The following is a 16,908-nucleotide window of genomic DNA, read 5'->3' on the forward strand; positions in this document are numbered from 1 at the left end:
GCCTAGGCGAATAGACGCTCAACCTGCCGCACTGTGACCGACCTGACCAGTGGCGCGGCTGGAGTGCCGCGCGCATTGGCGTGATTGGCCTAATCCAGCCGCTTCATCAGTCGTGTCAGGCCGGGTGGCTAAGCTCGAGCACCCGATCCACCAGCTTGTTGATGCCGGCGGCCGCTTCGCTGATCGACTGGGCGAGCATATAGGCCGGGGTGGTCACCAGCTTGCGTTCTGTGTCCTCGACAATCTCGCTGACTTCGCACTCGTGGTGCTCGGCGCCCATCTGCACCAGGGCGGCGGCGGTTTCGTGGTCCTTGCCGATGGTGCAGATCACGCCGCTGCCGAAGATCCTCGCGGCCAGCGCCGGGGCGATGCACATCAGACCCACCGGCTTGCCGGCGGCGACGAAGGCGCGGGTGGCACTCAGCACATCCGCCTGCACCGTGCAGTTGGCACCGCTGATGGCGAAGTCGGAAAGGTTTTTCGCCACGCCAAAACCGCCGGGCATGATCAGCGCGTCGAAGTCGCCGACGTGCAGCTCCTTGACGTCCTTGATCTTGCCGCGGGCGATGCGTGCCGACTCGACCAGCACGTTGCGCGTCTCATTCATTTCGTCGCCACTGTAGTGATCGACCACGTGCAGTTGCGCCACGTTGGGGGCAAAGCACTGCACCTGGGCGCCGCGCTGATCGAGGCGCAGCAGGGTGATCACGCTTTCATGGATTTCCGCGCCGTCATAGACGCCACAGCCGGAAAGAATCACCGCGACTTTCTTGTTCATCAAGTTCTCCTGAATTGCCAGCCGTACCGGATTGAATCGTGTGCTGTCGTCGCCTGAGCCGTAATGTCGCCATCTGCCACCCAGGTTGGCATGCTGCGCCGCGAGGCGGCTGCAGCTAACGGTTAGGATTCATTAAGCAATCCTAGCCGTTAGCCTCGTGCAGCGATATGGCGATTCTATGCAACGGGTGAAACCATGAATTACATCCTCTACGCCGTACCCTTGTTCTTTGCCTTGATCGCCCTGGAACTGCTGCTCGACCGTTGGCGCGGGGTCAGCACCTACCGTTTCTCCGATGCCATCAACAGCCTCAGTGCCGGCGTGCTGTCGACCACCGTGGGCCTGCTGACCAAGGCCGTCGGTCTGCTCACCTACACCCTGGCCTGGCAACAGCTGGCGCTGTTTGAACTGTCGGCCAGCAGTCTGTGGGGCTGGCTGTTTGCCTTTGTCTTTTACGACTTCTGCTACTACTGGAACCACCGCCTGGGCCACGAGCGCAACGTACTCTGGGCCGCGCATTCGGTGCACCATCAAAGCGAGGACTACAACCTCTCCACCGCGTTACGCCAGACCAGCAGCGGCTTTATCTTCGGTTGGATCTTCTACCTGCCGATGGCCGTGGCCGGTGTACCGCCGCTGGTGTTTCTGACTGTGGCGGCGCTCAACCTGCTGTATCAGTTCTGGGTGCACACCCGGCATATCCCCAAGCTGGGCTGGTTCGAATGGGCATTTATCACGCCATCCAACCACCGTGTGCACCATGCGCAGAATGCTGTGTATATGGATCGCAACTACGGCGGAGTGTTCATTCTCTGGGATCGTTTGTTCGGCACCTTTCAGGAAGAGCTGGATGAACAGCCGGTGGTGTTCGGCGTGACCACGCCGTTGGCCAGTTGGAATCCGCTGTGGGCCAATGCGCAGTTCTACGTGGCGCTGTGGCGTGATGCCGTGCGCGCCGAATCCTGGTGGGACAAGTTGCGCATCTGGTTTATGCGTACCGGCTGGCGCCCGGCCGATGTCGCGGCCAACTACCCGCAGAGCAAGCCGGACCTCAGCCAGTTCGTCAAATTCGACGTGCCGCTGAGCCTGATGCAGAAGCTGTATGCCGGTGTGCAGTTCAGCCTGTATGTGGCGGGCGGCACGCTGCTGTTGGGCCTGGGCGACGCGCTGAGTATGGCGCAGACGGTGTTGGGTGTGGCCTGGATGGCGGTAGGGCTGACCATCATCGGCATCTGGCTGGAAAACCGGCCCAACGCCAAGCGCCTGGAAGTGCTGCGTCTGCTGCTCAATCTGCCGCTGGCCTGGCTGGCCCTGCAGTTGGGCCTGCTGCCGGCCCAGCCGCTGCTCTGGGCGCTGCTGTTGGGTTACAGTCTGCTCAGCCTGGGCGCATTGTTTTGGACGCCGCGCGGGGAGGATGCCGTGCCTGCCTAAACCTTATCCATGGCAGAACCCAACAACGGTGGACAGGCGCAGGCCTGCTCCACCGTTGTGCATTTCCGGCCCGAGAAAACCGGCTGGGGCCATGCGCGTGCAACATGGCTTCGCCATAGTGGCGGCGCTATGCTGGTTGGCCTTGCGGCAAGCGGTCGCAGCGCTGTCGTGGGCTGTCATACTTTGGTCATAATGGTCGCTTATAACTGTCACACTTGCCCGTTGCTACGGGCTTCGGAGCCTGCCGTGAGCTTTATCCCCGCCAATCGCCTGTTTCCCGCCACTCGCCTGCGTCGCAACCGTCGTGATGATTTTTCCCGGCGTCTGGTGCGGGAAAACCGCCTGAGTGTCGATGATCTGATTCTGCCGGTGTTCGTCCTCGATGGGGAAAACCGCCGCGAAGCGATCGCCTCGATGCCCGGCGTTGAGCGGCTGTCCATCGACCTGCTGCTCAAGGAAGCCGAGCACTGGGTGGCCCTGGGTATTCCGGCGCTGGCGCTGTTCCCGGTAACGCCGCTGGAGAAGAAATCCCTGCTCGGCGAGGAAGCCTGGAACCCGGACGGCATCGCTCAGCGCGCCATTCGTGCGCTGCGCGCCAAGTTTCCCGAGCTGGGGGTGATCAGCGACGTGGCGCTGGACCCCTTCACCACCCACGGTCAGGACGGCATCCTCGATGAGTCCGGCTATGTGCAGAACGACATCACCGTCGATGCGCTGGTCAAACAGGCGCTGTCGCATGCTGCCGCCGGTGCCCAGGTGGTGGCGCCCTCGGACATGATGGATGGTCGCGTGCAGGCGATCCGCGAGGCGCTGGAACTGGCCGAGCACAGCAATGTGCGCATCATGGCCTACTCGGCCAAGTACGCCAGCGCCTACTACGGCCCGTTCCGCGATGCGGTGGGCTCGGCCGCCAACCTGGGCAAGGCCAACAAGGCCAGCTATCAGATGGACCCGGCCAACGGTGACGAAGCGCTGCATGAAGTGGCGGCGGATCTGGCCGAGGGCGCGGACATGGTCATGGTCAAGCCGGGCATGCCCTACCTGGACATCCTCTGGCGGGTCAAGGCGGAATTCAAGGTGCCGACCTTTGTCTATCAGGTCAGCGGCGAGTACGCCATGCATATGGCCGCTATGCAGAATGGTTGGTTGGGCGAGGCGGTGATCCTCGAGTCACTGACTGCCTTTAAACGTGCGGGTGCCGATGGCATCCTGACTTATTTCGCCGTGCGCGCGGCAGAACTGTTGAAGCAGGGGCAATAGCCCCGCCAGGACTTTGTAATGAACACCGAAGGACTCACTAGCCCCGAATTGCAAGACGCCCAGCCGGTCGTCGATGAGGTTGTAGCCGTGGAAACCCCTGTCATCGAGGCCCCAGCGCCAGCAGCACCGGCGCCTGTGGTGATCCATAACCTGGATGACAGCAGCCTGTATATCCACCGCGAGCTGTCGCAGCTGCAATTCAATATCCGCGTGCTGGAGCAGGCGCTGGATGAGTCCTATCCGTTGCTCGAGCGGCTGAAGTTTCTGCTGATCTTCTCCAGCAACCTGGATGAGTTCTTCGAGATTCGCGTGGCCGGGCTGAAGAAACAGATCAACTTCGCCCGTGAACAGGCTGGCGCCGACGGCCTGCAACCGCATCAGGCGCTGGCGCGGATTGCCGAGCTGGTGCACGAGCAGGTCGATCGCCAGTACGCCATCCTCAACGACACCCTGTTCCCGGCGCTGGCCAAGCACAACGTCAACTTTATCCGTCGGCGCTTCTGGACGGCCAAGCACAAGGCCTGGGTACGCCGCTATTTTCGCGACGAGATCGCGCCGATCATCACCCCGATCGGCCTTGACCCGACGCACCCGTTCCCGTTGCTGGTGAACAAGAGCCTGAACTTTATCGTCGAGCTGGAAGGTATCGACGCCTTCGGCCGCGACTCCGGTCTGGCGATCATCCCGGCACCGCGCCTGCTGCCACGGATCATCAAGGTGCCGGAAGAGGTGGGCGGCCCTGGCGACAACTACGTGTTTCTCTCCTCGATGATCCACGCCCACGCCGATGACCTGTTCCAGGGCATGAAGGTCAAGGGTTGCTACCAGTTCCGCCTGACCCGTAACGCCGACCTGTCGGTGGACACCGAGGACGTCGAAGACCTGGCCCGCGCCCTGCGTGGCGAGCTGTTCAGCCGCCGTTACGGCGATGCGGTGCGCCTGGAAGTGGTCGATACCTGCCCACGACCACTGCTGGATTACCTGCTCAAGCAGTTCAGCCTGACCGAAGCCGAGTTGTACCGGGTCAATGGCCCGGTCAACCTGACCCGGCTGTTCAGCATCACCGGCCTGGAAAGCCACCCGGAGCTGCAGTACAAGCCCTTCACCCCGGTGATCCCCAAGCTGCTGCAGAACGCTGAGAACATCTTCAGCGTGATCAGCAAGCAGGACATCCTCCTGCTGCATCCCTTCGAGTCCTTTACCCCGGTGGTCGACCTGCTGCGCCAGGCGGCGAAAGACCCGCACGTGCTGGCGATCAAGCAGACCCTGTACCGCAGCGGGGCCAACTCGGAGATCGTCGATGCGCTGGTGGAAGCCGCGCGTAACGGCAAGGAAGTCACCGCGGTAATCGAGCTGCGCGCGCGCTTCGATGAAGAGTCCAACCTGCAACTGGCCAGTCGTCTGCAGGCCGCCGGCGCGGTGGTGATCTACGGCGTGGTCGGCTTCAAGACCCACGCCAAGATGATGCTGATTCTGCGCCGCGAGAGTGGCGATATCGTCCGCTACGCACACCTCGGCACCGGTAACTACCATGCCGGCAACGCCAAGCTGTACACCGACTACAGCCTGCTGACCGCCGATATGGCGCTGTGCGAGGACGTGTCCAAGCTGTTCAGCCAGTTGATCGGCATGGGCAAGACCCTGCGCATGAAGAAGCTGCTGCACGCGCCCTTTACCCTGAAAAAGACCCTGCTCGACATGATCGCCAAAGAGACCGCCCTGGCGGCCGAGGGCAAGCCGGCGCATATCATCGCCAAGTTCAACTCGCTGACCGATCCGAAGATCATCCGCGCGCTGTACAAGGCCAGCCAGACCGGGGTGAAGATCGACCTGGTGGTGCGCGGCATGTGCTGCCTGCGGCCGGGGATTGCCGGGGTTTCGCACAATATTCAGGTGCGCTCGATCATCGGCCGCTTCCTGGAGCACACCCGGGTGTTCTATTTCGCCAATGGCGGCGAGGAGAAGATCTACCTGTCCAGCGCCGACTGGATGGAGCGCAACCTCGACAAACGCGTCGAGACCTGCTTCCCGGTGGAAGGCAAGAAGCTGATCCTGCGGGTCAAGAAGGAGCTGGAAAGCTACCTGACCGACAACACCCAGGCCTGGGTGCTGCAGCCGGACGGGCGCTACCTGCGTACCAGCCCGAGCGGCAACCAAAACCCGCGCAGTGCGCAGGCCGGGTTGCTGGAGAAGCTCACCGCGCCGTTGATCAGTGCACGATAAAAGGCTGCTTGCAGCTATCTGATTACCCTCTCCCATATTGGGAGAGGGTGCCCGAAGGGCGGGAGAGGGGCTTTGGGGTCAGCTCACGCTCAGTTCGATCCCGATACGCTTGAGCCACTCCGCTTCCTGGGTGAAATCGGCCTGGGTCAGCGGGTTGTTCTCCAGCCAGCCTTGCGGGAACTGAATCTCCAGGCGCTGCTCGGCGGCCTTGAGCTGCACATTGGGCATTTCCTGGGTGCCACGGATGTGGTGGAACAGGATGGCAAAGCGCAGCAGCACGCACAGGCGGATCAGCTTGACGCCTTCGGCGCCGAACTCGGCGAATTTGTCCTTGGGAATATTGCGCCGATGGCCGCGCACCAACAGCGCGAGCATCTGCTGATCCTGGCGCGAGAAGCCGGACAGCTCCGAGTGTTCGACCAGGTAGGCGCCGTGCTTGTGGTACTGGTAGTGGGCAATGTCCAGGCCAACTTCGTGCACCTTGGCCGCCCAGCTGAGCAGCTCGCGGTGCCAGTCATCTTCTAGCTGCCAGTCGTTGGCGACTTTCTCCAGCGCCGCGAGCGCCTTGCTCTCGACCCGCGCGGCCTGCTCCAGGTCGACGTGATAGCGCTCCATCAGCGAGCTGAGGGTGCGTTCACGCACATCCTCATGCTGATGGCGGCCGAGCAAGTCATACAGCACGCCTTCACGCAGCGCGCCTTCGGAATGGCTCATGCGCTGGATATCGCAGGCGTCGAAGATCGCTTCGAGAATTGCCAGGCCGGCGGGGAAGATGCCCCGGCGATCCGGTTTGATGCCGTCGAGGTCGAGTTTTTCCACCTCACCGGCCTTGAATACTTTGCGTTTCAGCCAGGCCAAACCCTGGGCGTTGACCTCGCCGGTGCCCAGGCCAGCGGCTTGAATGGTCAGGCCGATAGCCTTGATGGTGCCGGAAGCGCCCACTGCGTCTTCCCAGCCGAGACGGCGCAGGGCGTGTTCGATGCCCATGATCTCCAGGCGCGCGGCGGTGTAGGCCTGGGCGTAGCGCGCTGGGGTGATCCTGCCATCCTTGAAGAAGCGCTGGGTAAAGCTGACGCAGCCCATCTGCAGGCTTTCGCGCAGCAACGGCTCGAAACGCTGGCCGATGATAAATTCGGTGCTGCCGCCGCCAATGTCGGCGACCAGGCGCTTGCCGGGGGTGTCGGCAATGCTGTGCGACACGCCGAGATAGATCAGTCGTGCTTCTTCGCGGCCGGAGATGACTTCAACCGGGTGGCCGAGGATTTCTTCGGCGCGGCGGATAAATTCGCCACGGTTGCGCGCCTCACGCAGGGCATTGGTGCCCACTACGCGCACCGCTCCTTCCGGCAGGCTGGCGGTCAGTTGAGCGAAGCGCCGCAGGCAATCGAGCCCGCGCTGCATGGCTTCTTCGCTGAGCAGGCGTTGCTCGTCGATGCCGGCGGCCAGCTGGACCTTGTCGCCGAGGCGTTCGAGGATGCGGATCTCGCCGTGGTCGGCTTTGGCCAGCACCATATGGAAGCTGTTGGAGCCCAGGTCGATAGCTGCAATCAAAGGAAAAGACTCGGCAGGGGTATGCGGCATGGCAGAACCATCTCAAAGCAGAACCGCGTCATCGTGCCACGATAGCCAGGCCCCGCCAACGCATACTGATGTCGCAGGTACAGGGTAAGCCCGCTGCGCTATGCCTCGCGCGGCGGCTGGCCGGGGCTTGCCGGCTGTCTGAATAAATCGTGATGCAGGCGGCCGAGTGGCTGGCTTGTGGCCAGGCCATAGAGAAGCTCAATTGCCACCGCCTTCCTGTGTGGGGAAAGCCGGGCTATGATGTCGCCCATCTTGTGCTTACGAACTCGGAGACTTTCCATGAGCGAATTCATCACCAATGTCAGCGATGCCAGTTTCGACCAGGATGTTCTCCAGGCCGAGGGGCCGGTGCTGGTCGACTACTGGGCTGAGTGGTGCGGCCCGTGCAAAATGATCGCCCCGGTGCTCGATGAGATCGCTCAGACCTATCAGGGCAAACTGAAAGTGTGCAAGCTGAACATCGATGAAAACCAGGACACCCCGCCGAAGTTTGGCGTACGTGGCATCCCGACCCTGATGCTGTTCAAGAACGGCAATGTCGAGGCCACCAAAGTGGGCGCACTGTCCAAGTCGCAACTGGCAGCCTTCCTCGACAGCAACATCTAAGTTGCGCTGCGACGGCAACAAGCCCTGAAAGCCCCGCACATGGCGGGGCTTTTTTCTGTCTGGGCGCTGGACGTATGAATAAAGCCGGTGTTACATTCGGCCTCGCTGCATTTCCTATGCAGCCCCCTGCAAGCCGTCGTCGACGCATTCCTCCGCGAATACCTTCGAAGTACGCTGGCGATCCAATCGCCTTTATAGCGGCACGGCCTCCCAAGCTAAATAGCTTATTCCCCTCCTTCATGATTACGTCATTCCTATGAATCTGACCGAACTCAAGCAAAAGCCGATTACCGAACTGCTGGAACTCGCTGAACAACAAGGCCTGGAAAACATGGCCCGTTCGCGCAAGCAGGACGTGATTTTCTCCCTGTTGAAAAAACACGCTAAAAGCGGTGAGGAAATCTCCGGTGATGGCGTGCTGGAGATTCTCCAGGACGGTTTCGGCTTTCTCCGCTCTGCGGATGCCTCGTACCTCGCTGGCCCCGATGACATCTACGTCTCGCCGAGCCAGATCCGCCGCTTCAACTTGCGTACCGGCGACACCATCGTCGGCAAGATCCGCCCGCCGAAAGAAGGCGAGCGTTACTTCGCGCTGCTCAAGGTTGACACCATCAACTACGACCGCCCGGAAAACGCCAAGAACAAGATTCTGTTTGAGAACCTGACGCCGCTGTTCCCCACCAAGCGTCTGGTCATGGAAGCCGGTAACGGCTCCACCGAGGACATTACCGGCCGGGTGATCGACCTCTGCGCCCCGATCGGTAAAGGCCAGCGTGGCCTGATCGTCGCGCCGCCGAAAGCCGGCAAGACCATCATGCTGCAGAACATCGCGGCGAACATCGCGCGTAACAACCCCGAGTGCCACCTGATCGTGCTGCTGATTGACGAGCGCCCGGAAGAAGTGACCGAGATGCAGCGCACCGTGCGCGGCGAAGTGGTTGCCTCAACCTTCGACGAGCCGCCAACCCGCCACGTGCAGGTTGCCGAAATGGTCATCGAGAAGGCCAAGCGCCTGGTCGAGCACAAGAAGGATGTGGTCATCCTGCTCGACTCCATCACCCGTCTGGCGCGTGCCTACAACACCGTGATCCCGAGCTCCGGCAAGGTGCTCACCGGTGGTGTCGACGCCCATGCTTTGGAGAAGCCGAAACGCTTCTTCGGCGCCGCGCGTAACATCGAGGAAGGCGGTTCGCTGACCATCATCGCCACCGCGCTGGTAGAAACCGGCTCGAAGATGGATGAAGTGATCTACGAAGAGTTCAAAGGCACCGGCAACATGGAGCTGCCGCTGGACCGTCGTATCGCCGAGAAGCGTGTATTCCCGGCGATCAACATCAACCGCGCCGGTACCCGCCGCGAAGAGTTGCTGACCGCCGATGATGAACTGCAGCGCATGTGGATTTTGCGCAAGCTGCTGCACCCGATGGATGAGATTGCCGCCATCGAGTTCCTCACCGACAAGCTGAAAGCGACTAAGACTAACGACGAGTTCTTCCAGTCGATGAAGCGTAAGTAAGAGGATCTACTGCGCTCGGTGATGCTGCGTTAAAAACAGACTCAGAAAGCCGCTTGCGGCTAACGCACTTTAAGTGCGGCCCCGAAGGGGCGAGCGGAGCGAGTAATGCTCATGTACAAAAGTACACTCCGCTTTTTCGTCTGTTTTGACCAGCCGGAGGCTGTTACTAACGTAGTGCCTTGCCTGACCTTCGCTCGCTACGATCCTAAACATACACACCTACAAAAGCCGGGTAAGCCCGGCTTTTGTGTTCCTGGGTATTGGCTTTCCCTTCTGAAAGACCCAGTTCGGCGCTAAACTTTGCGCCCCTATTGCTCGGCCCGAAACGAGGCATCTGCATGCAGTATCGTGACCTGCGCGACTTTATTCGCGGCCTGGAGACGCGCGGCGAACTCAAGCGCATCCACACGCCGGTTTCCCCTGTGCTGGAAATGACCGAAATCTGCGACCGCACCCTGCGTAAAGGTGGCCCGGCGCTGCTGTTCGAAAACCCCACAGGTTTTGATGTACCGGTGCTCGGCAACCTGTTCGGCACACCCAAGCGCGTGGCCCTGGGCATGGGTGCCGAAGAAGTCAGCGAGTTGCGCGAAATCGGCAAGCTGCTGGCCTTTCTCAAAGAGCCCGAGCCGCCGAAAGGCTTGAAAGACGCCTGGAACAAGCTGCCGATCTACAAGAAGGTGCTGAGCATGGCGCCCAAGGTGCTGAAGGATGCGCCGTGCCAGGAAGTGGTCGAAGAGGGCGATGATGTCGACCTCGGCAAGTTGCCGGTGCAGACCTGCTGGCCAGGGGATGTCGGCCCGCTGATCACCTGGGGCCTGACCATCACCAAAGGCCCGAACAAGGAGCGGCAGAACCTCGGCATCTACCGTCAGCAGGTGATCGGCCGCAACAAGCTGATCATGCGCTGGCTTAGCCACCGCGGCGGCGCGCTGGATTTCCGCGAGTGGTGCCAGAAGTATCCGGATCGTCCCTACCCGGTGTGCGTCGCCCTCGGCGCCGATCCGGCGACCATTCTCGGCGCGGTCACTCCGGTGCCTGACACCCTGTCCGAATATGCCTTTGCCGGCTTGTTGCGGGGTCACCGTACCGAACTGATCAAGGCCCGTGGCAGCGATCTGCAGGTGCCGGCCAGTGCCGAGATCGTCCTCGAAGGGGTGATCCATCCCGGCGAAACCGCTCCTGAAGGCCCTTATGGCGATCACACCGGCTATTACAACGAAGTCGATACCTTCCCGGTGTTTACCGTCGAGCGCATTACCCGTCGGCAAAAACCGATCTATCACAGCACCTACACCGGTCGTCCGCCGGATGAACCGGCGATTCTCGGCGTGGCGCTTAACGAAGTGTTTGTGCCGATTCTGCAGAAGCAGTTTCCCGAGATCATCGACTTCTACCTGCCGCCGGAGGGTTGCTCGTACCGCATGGCGGTGGTGACCATCAAGAAGCAGTACCCCGGCCACGCCAAGCGCGTAATGCTCGGTGTGTGGTCGTTCCTGCGACAGTTTATGTACACCAAGTTCGTTATCGTCACCGACGACGATATCAACGCGCGGGACTGGAACGATGTGATCTGGGCAATTACCACGCGCATGGACCCCAAGCGCGACACAGTGATGATCGACAACACACCGATCGACTACCTCGACTTCGCCTCGCCGATCTCCGGCCTCGGCTCGAAGATGGGCCTGGACGCCACCCACAAGTGGCCGGGCGAGACCACGCGCGAGTGGGGGCGGGCTATCGTTCAGGATGAAGCGGTCAAGCAGCGCGTCGATGCGCTGTGGTCTGAGCTGGGAATCGATTGATGAAAGTCACCCTGAATCCTTCAGGAGCCGTGCTTGACGTGCAGCCCCGCGAACGCATTCTCGATGCCGCGCGGCGGCTGGGTTATGCCTGCCCGCAGAGCTGCCGCAATGGCAATTGCCATATCTGCGCGGCGCTGCTGGTTGAAGGTCGCGTGCAGCAGGGCGGGGTTGAGCTGAGCCAGGGTGAGCTGTTCACCTGCCTGGCTGAGCCGCTTGAGGACTGTGTGCTGCACTGGGATGGCGTGCTGGCCCCCGGCGAGCTGCCGGTGCGTGAACTGGCCTGCCAGGTTGCCGCCTGCGATGAGTTGGGCGGCGATGTATTCCGCCTGCGCTTGCAGGCGCCGGCTGGCAAGGCGCCGCGTTACCACGCCGGGCAATACCTGCTACTGCAGCGCGACGGCGATGATTACGCGGCGTTCTCCCTGGCTTCGGCGCCGCATCGCGGGCGTGAGCTGGAGCTGCATGTGCTGGCCCGTGACGCGGCCACGGTTGCGCTGATCGCCCAGCTGCGTCGCAGCGGCCTGGTACGGGTGAAGCTGCCGTTCGGTGATACCCACCTGGCCGAGCTGCCGGATGGGCCGTTGGTGCTGATCGCCGCCGGTACCGGCATGGCGCAGATGTACAGCCTGATCGAACACTGCCGCGCGGCCGGTTTCGTCCACCCGGTACATCTGTACTGGGGGGCGCGCCGTCCGGAAGACTTCTACGAACTGGAGCACTGGCCGCAGTGGCAGCAGGTGCCCAACCTGTTTTTGCATCAGGTGGTCAGCGATCAGTGCGGCTGGCAGGGGCGTTGTGGCCTGTTGCACGAAGCGGTGCGTGAAGACTTCAGCGACCTCAAGGCGCTGCACGTCTATGCCAGCGGTTCGCCGGCGATGGTCTACGCCACCCTGGATGCGCTGGTGGAGGCCGGCATGGATGCCCATCAGATGCGCGCGGATGTATTCGCCTATGCGCCGCGCGGCTGAGCTCGGCCATGAAAGCCGCCCAAAGGCGTTATTCTTCTTTGCGTAGGATGGGTTGAGCGCAGCGATACCCATCGATCGCAGCAGATGGGTATCGGCGCTGCGCTTCTCAACCCATCCTACCGCACCGTCACTACCACCTTGCCCACCGCCTTGCGCTGGCCGAGGGTGTTGATCGCCTCTGCCGCCTGCTCCAGCGGGAAGGTCTGCGACACCAGCGGCTTGAGTTTGCCTTCGGCGTGCCAGGCGAACAACTGTTGGAAATTGGCGGCGTTGTCCTGGGGCTGGCGCTGGGCGAAGGCGCCCCAGAACACCCCGACCACGGCGGCGCCCTTGAGCAGAGTGAGGTTGACTGGCAGCTCGGGAATGCGTCCGCTGGCGAAGCCCACCACCAGCAGGCGGCCGTTCCAGGCGATTGAACGAATGGCCGCATCGAACAGGTCGCCACCCACCGGGTCGTAGATCACGTCCGCGCCCTGGCCGCCGGTCAGGCGTTTGACTTCATCCTTGAGGTTGCTGTCGCTGTAGTTGATCAGCTCATCGGCGCCGGCGGCCTTGGCTACCTCCAGCTTTTCTGCGCTGCTGGCGGCGGCAATCACCTTGGCGCCCATGGCCTTGCCGATTTCCACTGCCGCCAGGCCGACGCCGCCGGAGGCGCCGAGCACCAGCAGGGTTTCCCCCGGTTGCAGGTTGGCGCGTTGCTTGAGGGCGTGCATCGAGGTGCCGTAGGTCATGCCGAAGGCGGCGGCGCTGGCGAAATCCATGCTCGCCGGGATCGGCATAACATTGTAGCCAGGCACCGCCACTGCTTCGGCAAAGCTGCCCCAGCCGGTCAGGGCCATGACCCGGTCGCCGACTTTCAGGTGGCTGACTTTCTCACCCACGGCCGTCACCACGCCGGCCGCTTCGCCACCCGGAGAGAAGGGGAAGGGCGGTTTGAACTGGTATTTGCCTTCGATGATCAGAGTGTCGGGGAAGTTGACCCCCGCCGCATGAACTTCCAGTAGCACTTCATTCTTCTTCGCTTCGGGGCTGGCGATTTCTTCCAGTACCAGGGTTTCGGCGGGGCCGAAGGCTTTGCACAGCACGGCTTTCATCGGGCTTTTCCTCTGCGGGTGATGGCCATGCAGTGTAGGTGCGGTTGGTGTCCGGTCAACGAGCATGCCTGTACCTGATAGCGATGCATAAGCTTGGGGCTTGGGCCGCTGCCTGACTGTGGCTATGCTAGGGGCTGAACTCTTGAGGATTACCGCCTGTGAAAGCCTGGATCGCATTGTTGTTGGCCCTGTCCCTGCCCTTGGCGACGCATGCCTCGGAAGATGAAGCAGCCAAGGAGGGAGAGGTCGCTGCACCGGTGGTGGCCTATGTCGCCCTGTTTCCTGCGCTGGTGGGGAATTTTGGCGAGGGGCCGAAGCTCAAGTTCTTCAAGGCCGATATTTCCTTGCGGGTAACTGGTGCGGATGTCGAGGCCAAGGTCAAACACCACGATCCGCTGATCCGCAATCAACTGGTCATGCTGTTTTCCCAGCAGACCGAAGAGGCCATGGCGGCCCCGGGCGCTCGCGAAACCTTGCGCGCCGAGGCGCTCAAACAGGTGCAGGAAGTGCTCACCCAGGAAGAAGGCAAGCCGCTGGTGGAAGACCTGCTGTTCAATAACCTGATTATTCAATAAGCCCGCATACAGCAGGTGCTGCGCCCTTTCAGCGCAGCGCCAGCACGGCTGCCCATTCCTCAGCGCTGACCGGCATCACCGAGAGGCGGCTGCCCTTCTGCACCAGCGGCAACGCCAGCAGCGCACTCTGCGCTTTCAGCTGCGCCAGCGGGATCACCCGCTTGAACGCCTCGACAAACGCCACATCGACCGCGCTCCAGGGATTCTTGGCGGCGCTGGCCTTGGCGTCGAAGTAATGGCTCTCAGGCGCTAGCGCCGTGGGATCGGGGTAGTGCGCCGAAGCGATGCGGGCGATGCCGGCAATGCCCGGCTCCGGGCAGCTGGAGTGATAGAAGAAGAACAGATCATCCGGCTGCATGCTGCGCAGGAAGTTGCGCGCCTGGTAATTGCGCACGCCATCCCAGCGTGTGTGCTCCAGGCGCTGCAGGTCGCGGATCGAGAGTTCGTCGGGTTCTGACTTCATCAGCCAATAAGGCATGAACTTTGCTCCTGTAGTTCGGTCCGTGAGCGGGCAGGTGCTGTTTACCTGGTGGTGCCCGGCGTGTTGCAGTGTTGCAGCCGGCGCGTGTGGATGGCAGCCGCTGTTGGACCTATAAAAATAATCGCCGCGAATACAGCGTGCGCCATGCCTTTAAGGGGGAGGCATTCAATGAAACGTAAACCCGATGTGTTGTTGATTTTGGTCATACTGTTCAGTCTGGGTGTGGTGACTACCGGTTATACCCAGAGTTTGTGGGATCGCCAGGCTGATGCGCCGGTCACTCAGTCGCAAGCGGCGGGTTGAACCTGGTACGTACCGCAGGGAGCGCGGTACAGCCTTTAAGCGGCCTGACTCAATACCATGCCTTATCCGTCACTGTGCCTTGCAGTGGCACATCCCAACTGGCCATGGCCAGGCGATCCACCTGCTGACACTCATGCGCCAAGCCCAGTAATGTCGGTTTGTGCCAATTTTTGCGCAATGCGCGATACGCCAGGCTACGGTCATAAAACCCGCCACCCATGCCCAGGCGCGCGCCGTGACGGTCGAAACCGACCAGCGGCAGCAAGACCAGATCCAGTGCCCAGACCTTGCGTTGCTGCTTGCGGTTGCGCTGGGGCTCGTCAATGCCGAAACGATTCTTCTGCAAGCGCTCATGGGCGCGGATGCGTTGAAACACCATCTTGCTGCGCGGCCAGGGGCTGAGCACCGGCAGATAGGTCGCCTTGCCCCGTTGCTGGGCGGCGCGCAGCAGCGGGCGCGGGTCGATCTCGCCGTCATTCGGCAGGTACAGGGCAATGTGCCGCGCGCGGCGAAACAGCGGGTGCTGAGTCAGCTGCTGATACAGGCCTTGGGCGGCTTGGCGTTGGGCGTGGTGGCTGAGTGCGCGACGCTGCACGCGCAGATGGCGGCGCAATTGCACACGGCTTAGGGCTGAGGTATCGAGCATGGGCTGTTGCGGTAGCGATTGCCGCGCAGGGGCAATCGGTTGGAAAAGGTGACTCCCCGACGTGCCGCTGTCGGCTTAGCCCTTGAACCCGAAAGTTCAAGGTGGAGGTTGCAGGAGGCGTTAAGGCTTTCCGTCAAGCGGACATGCACACCGGCTTCAACGTGCAACCTCCGGGGTTGTGCGAATCGGCTCAGGGACATCACCAACTGGCGCACACTCCAGGGAGCGGTGGCCAGTATACCCGAAAGCGCCGGCACGCAATCAGCTGCCTTGTTCATCGGCATCCCGCGCCAGGGCGCTGTCGACCCGGTTGAGCAGGCTGCGCACCTGATCGCGGTTGGCGCCGGCCTGTTGATCAAGGTGTTGCTGCTTGTGTAACAGGTCGTGGGTAATGTTCAGGGCAGCCATAACCGCAACGCGGTCGGCGCCGATGACCTTTCCGCTTGAGCGGATCTCCCGCATCTTGCCATCCAGGTAGCGCGCGGCGCTTTCCAGATTGCTGCGTTCATCGCTCGGGCAGGCGATGCAATATTCTTTGTCCAGAATCTGGACGGTCAAGGTGTTCGACTGGGTCATTAATCCTGCTCCAGGGCTTTGAGGCGCGAAATCATGGATTCGACCTTATGCCGGGCCATTTCGTTCTTTTCAATTAGATGGGCACGTTCTTCGCGCCAGGCCTTTTCGCTCGTCAGAAGCTGTCGGTTATGCGCCTTGAGCTGTTCGACACGCTGGATCAGCAAGTCCAGCTTGGTCGTAAGAGCCTGCAGGTCGACGTCTTCCATGGTTCTCTACTCGTACTAGGTGAGTGGGCTGGCAAGTGAAAAATAGCGTCTTTAGGGCGACTTCGACAGTGCCGGGTGGTGCGCGGCACAGTTGTTTGCCAGTGTGGGGCAGTTCAGTGCGCCAGAGGTTGATGCATTTCACCCACGGCTCACTGCGCGGCAATTTTTGCGCTGGCTGAGCGGGCGCCGTCGAGCCGCCTGCATAGTCTTGGCACGCCTGCCGGTGCTAGGATACAAGGCCTTCATTCTAGTGATCGCGCAGCCTTGCGCCTAGTTATCTATGCCAACTTCAAATTCGCCGTACTCCGCATTTGCCGCCCTGCTTGCCAGCAGCGGCCACACCATTTCCCCTGCCGAGTTGCATGGTCTGCTGCTCGGTCGCAGCTGTGCCGGTGCGGGCTTTGCAATCGACGCCTGGCTGGTGGATGCCGTCGAGCTGCTCGGCGCGGCACCGGAAGACAGCGTGCGTCAGGCGCTGATCGGCCTGCAGGAAATGGTCAAGAGCGAACTGACCAGCAACGACGTCACCGTGGTGCTGCTGCTGCCCAGCGACGATGCGCCGCTTAGCGAACGTGCCGTGGCGCTGGGACAATGGTGTCAGGGCTTCCTCGGCGGCTTCGGTCTGACTGCCCGTGACAGCGCCCTGAGCGCCGAAGCCATGGAAGTGCTGCAGGACCTCTCGGCGATTGCCCAGGTGCAGAACGCCCTGGATGAATCCGATGATGGCGAGAACGATTACATGGAAGTGATGGAATACCTGCGTGTGGCGCCGTTGCTGCTGTTTAGCGAGTGTGCCAAGCCTGTGGTCGCCGCGGCAAAACCGTCGCTGCATTGATTTTCATGCAATAGAAGTGGACTC

The 16,908-nt window shown here is 61.7% G+C and carries 17 protein-coding genes and 1 other RNA gene; 10 read left to right on the forward strand and 8 right to left on the reverse strand.

Going from position 1 to position 16,908, the window contains the following annotated elements; genetic code table 11:
• Positions 1–115: 115 nt before the first annotated feature.
• Positions 116–778, reverse strand: coding sequence for an isoprenoid biosynthesis glyoxalase ElbB (gene elbB, locus WA145_RS06005; RefSeq protein WP_422580695.1), 663 nt, complete (start codon positions 776–778; stop codon positions 116–118).
• A gap of 195 nt (positions 779–973) precedes the next feature.
• On the opposite strand from elbB, the gene WA145_RS06010 reads away from it, so the two are divergent.
• The 3 genes from WA145_RS06010 (at position 974) to ppk1 (ending at position 5,692) form a co-directional block, all read left to right on the forward strand.
• Complete coding sequence (locus WA145_RS06010) at positions 974–2,209, forward strand: sterol desaturase family protein (protein ID WP_422580696.1); 1,236 nt, start codon at positions 974–976, stop codon at positions 2,207–2,209.
• Between the two features lie 246 nt (positions 2,210–2,455).
• Positions 2,456–3,469, forward strand: a complete 1,014-nt coding sequence (gene hemB / locus WA145_RS06015; protein ID WP_422580697.1) for a porphobilinogen synthase — start codon at positions 2,456–2,458, stop codon at positions 3,467–3,469.
• An 18-nt stretch (positions 3,470–3,487) separates the two neighbouring features.
• Complete coding sequence (ppk1, locus tag WA145_RS06020; RefSeq protein ID WP_422580698.1) at positions 3,488–5,692, forward strand: polyphosphate kinase 1; 2,205 nt, start codon at positions 3,488–3,490, stop codon at positions 5,690–5,692.
• 78 nt (positions 5,693–5,770) lie between these two features.
• Here the strand turns inward: ppk1 and ppx are convergent, their stop codons facing one another.
• Positions 5,771–7,273 (reverse strand): exopolyphosphatase, encoded by a 1,503-nt coding sequence (ppx, locus tag WA145_RS06025; protein ID WP_422580699.1) that lies wholly within the window; start codon positions 7,271–7,273, stop codon positions 5,771–5,773.
• Positions 7,274–7,552: 279 nt separating this feature from the next.
• On the opposite strand from ppx, the gene trxA reads away from it, so the two are divergent.
• The 4 genes from trxA to WA145_RS06045 all read left to right on the forward strand — a co-directional run bounded on the left by trxA (position 7,553) and on the right by WA145_RS06045 (position 12,168).
• Complete coding sequence (trxA, locus tag WA145_RS06030; protein ID WP_090241426.1) at positions 7,553–7,879, forward strand: thioredoxin TrxA; 327 nt, start codon at positions 7,553–7,555, stop codon at positions 7,877–7,879.
• Positions 7,880–8,135: 256 nt separating this feature from the next.
• Complete coding sequence (gene rho, locus WA145_RS06035) at positions 8,136–9,395, forward strand: transcription termination factor Rho (protein ID WP_298185004.1); 1,260 nt, start codon at positions 8,136–8,138, stop codon at positions 9,393–9,395.
• A gap of 338 nt (positions 9,396–9,733) precedes the next feature.
• Entirely contained in the window at positions 9,734–11,200 is a 1,467-nt protein-coding gene (ubiD, locus tag WA145_RS06040) for a 4-hydroxy-3-polyprenylbenzoate decarboxylase (RefSeq protein ID WP_422580700.1), read from the forward strand.
• Complete coding sequence (locus WA145_RS06045; RefSeq protein ID WP_422580701.1) at positions 11,200–12,168, forward strand: CDP-6-deoxy-delta-3,4-glucoseen reductase; 969 nt, start codon at positions 11,200–11,202, stop codon at positions 12,166–12,168. The genes ubiD and WA145_RS06045 overlap by 1 nt, the downstream gene beginning before the upstream one ends.
• A 116-nt stretch (positions 12,169–12,284) precedes the next feature.
• Here WA145_RS06045 and WA145_RS06050 read toward each other — a convergent pair whose 3' ends face one another.
• Positions 12,285–13,262: an NADPH:quinone oxidoreductase family protein gene (locus WA145_RS06050; protein ID WP_422580702.1), complete on the reverse strand. Its 978-nt coding sequence runs from the start codon at positions 13,260–13,262 to the stop codon at positions 12,285–12,287.
• A gap of 158 nt (positions 13,263–13,420) precedes the next feature.
• Here WA145_RS06050 and WA145_RS06055 point away from each other — a divergent pair, with 158 nt between their 5' ends.
• The gene (locus tag WA145_RS06055) at positions 13,421–13,837 is read left to right on the forward strand and encodes a flagellar basal body-associated FliL family protein (RefSeq protein WP_422580703.1); all 417 of its coding nucleotides are present in this window, start codon (positions 13,421–13,423) and stop codon (positions 13,835–13,837) included.
• A gap of 28 nt (positions 13,838–13,865) precedes the next feature.
• Here WA145_RS06055 and WA145_RS06060 read toward each other — a convergent pair whose 3' ends face one another.
• On the reverse strand, positions 13,866–14,315 hold the full coding sequence (locus WA145_RS06060) for an EVE domain-containing protein (RefSeq protein ID WP_422580704.1): 450 nt from the start codon (positions 14,313–14,315) through the stop codon (positions 13,866–13,868).
• 171 nt (positions 14,316–14,486) lie between these two features.
• On the opposite strand from WA145_RS06060, the gene WA145_RS06065 reads away from it, so the two are divergent.
• A complete protein-coding gene (locus tag WA145_RS06065; protein ID WP_422580705.1) occupies positions 14,487–14,621 on the forward strand; it encodes a hypothetical protein in 135 nt (44 codons plus the stop codon).
• A gap of 49 nt (positions 14,622–14,670) precedes the next feature.
• On the opposite strand, the gene WA145_RS06070 is transcribed toward WA145_RS06065, so the two are convergent.
• From WA145_RS06070 to WA145_RS06085, 4 genes are all read right to left on the reverse strand, one after another.
• Positions 14,671–15,267: a 5-formyltetrahydrofolate cyclo-ligase gene (locus tag WA145_RS06070; protein ID WP_422580706.1), complete on the reverse strand. Its 597-nt coding sequence runs from the start codon at positions 15,265–15,267 to the stop codon at positions 14,671–14,673.
• Positions 15,268–15,316: 49 nt separating this feature from the next.
• Positions 15,317–15,495: non-coding RNA, 6S RNA (ssrS, locus tag WA145_RS06075), on the reverse strand.
• A gap of 33 nt (positions 15,496–15,528) precedes the next feature.
• Complete coding sequence (locus WA145_RS06080; protein ID WP_090254691.1) at positions 15,529–15,843, reverse strand: cell division protein ZapA; 315 nt, start codon at positions 15,841–15,843, stop codon at positions 15,529–15,531.
• Positions 15,843–16,049 carry a TIGR02449 family protein gene (locus WA145_RS06085; protein WP_422580707.1) on the reverse strand — a complete coding sequence of 69 codons (207 nt, stop codon included), beginning with the start codon at positions 16,047–16,049 and terminating at the stop codon, positions 15,843–15,845. The genes WA145_RS06080 and WA145_RS06085 overlap by 1 nt, the downstream gene beginning before the upstream one ends.
• A 280-nt stretch (positions 16,050–16,329) precedes the next feature.
• Here WA145_RS06085 and WA145_RS06090 point away from each other — a divergent pair, with 280 nt between their 5' ends.
• A complete protein-coding gene (locus tag WA145_RS06090) occupies positions 16,330–16,884 on the forward strand; it encodes a YecA family protein (RefSeq protein ID WP_422580708.1) in 555 nt (184 codons plus the stop codon).
• The last annotated feature ends 24 nt before the right edge of the window (positions 16,885–16,908 follow it).

Source organism: Pseudomonas sp. (genome assembly GCF_049301935.1).
Lineage (GTDB): Bacteria > Pseudomonadota > Gammaproteobacteria > Pseudomonadales > Pseudomonadaceae > Aquipseudomonas.

Excerpts from the sequence above, each read along its gene's own strand:
- elbB (WP_422580695.1), bottom strand. The coding sequence starts at position 778 with ATGAACAAGAAAGTCGCGGTGATTCTTTCCGGCTGTGGCGTCTATGAC.
- WA145_RS06010 (WP_422580696.1), top strand. The coding sequence starts at position 974 with ATGAATTACATCCTCTACGCCGTACCCTTGTTCTTTGCCTTGATCGCC.
- ppk1 (WP_422580698.1), top strand. The coding sequence starts at position 3,488 with ATGAACACCGAAGGACTCACTAGCCCCGAATTGCAAGACGCCCAGCCG.
- ppx (WP_422580699.1), bottom strand. The coding sequence starts at position 7,273 with ATGCCGCATACCCCTGCCGAGTCTTTTCCTTTGATTGCAGCTATCGAC.
- trxA (WP_090241426.1), top strand. The coding sequence starts at position 7,553 with ATGAGCGAATTCATCACCAATGTCAGCGATGCCAGTTTCGACCAGGAT.
- rho (WP_298185004.1), top strand. The coding sequence starts at position 8,136 with ATGAATCTGACCGAACTCAAGCAAAAGCCGATTACCGAACTGCTGGAA.
- ubiD (WP_422580700.1), top strand. The coding sequence starts at position 9,734 with ATGCAGTATCGTGACCTGCGCGACTTTATTCGCGGCCTGGAGACGCGC.
- WA145_RS06045 (WP_422580701.1), top strand. The coding sequence starts at position 11,200 with ATGAAAGTCACCCTGAATCCTTCAGGAGCCGTGCTTGACGTGCAGCCC.
- WA145_RS06050 (WP_422580702.1), bottom strand. The coding sequence starts at position 13,262 with ATGAAAGCCGTGCTGTGCAAAGCCTTCGGCCCCGCCGAAACCCTGGTA.
- WA145_RS06060 (WP_422580704.1), bottom strand. The coding sequence starts at position 14,315 with ATGCCTTATTGGCTGATGAAGTCAGAACCCGACGAACTCTCGATCCGC.
- WA145_RS06065 (WP_422580705.1), top strand. The coding sequence starts at position 14,487 with ATGAAACGTAAACCCGATGTGTTGTTGATTTTGGTCATACTGTTCAGT.
- WA145_RS06070 (WP_422580706.1), bottom strand. The coding sequence starts at position 15,267 with ATGCTCGATACCTCAGCCCTAAGCCGTGTGCAATTGCGCCGCCATCTG.
- WA145_RS06080 (WP_090254691.1), bottom strand. The coding sequence starts at position 15,843 with ATGACCCAGTCGAACACCTTGACCGTCCAGATTCTGGACAAAGAATAT.
- WA145_RS06085 (WP_422580707.1), bottom strand. The coding sequence starts at position 16,049 with ATGGAAGACGTCGACCTGCAGGCTCTTACGACCAAGCTGGACTTGCTG.
- WA145_RS06090 (WP_422580708.1), top strand. The coding sequence starts at position 16,330 with ATGCCAACTTCAAATTCGCCGTACTCCGCATTTGCCGCCCTGCTTGCC.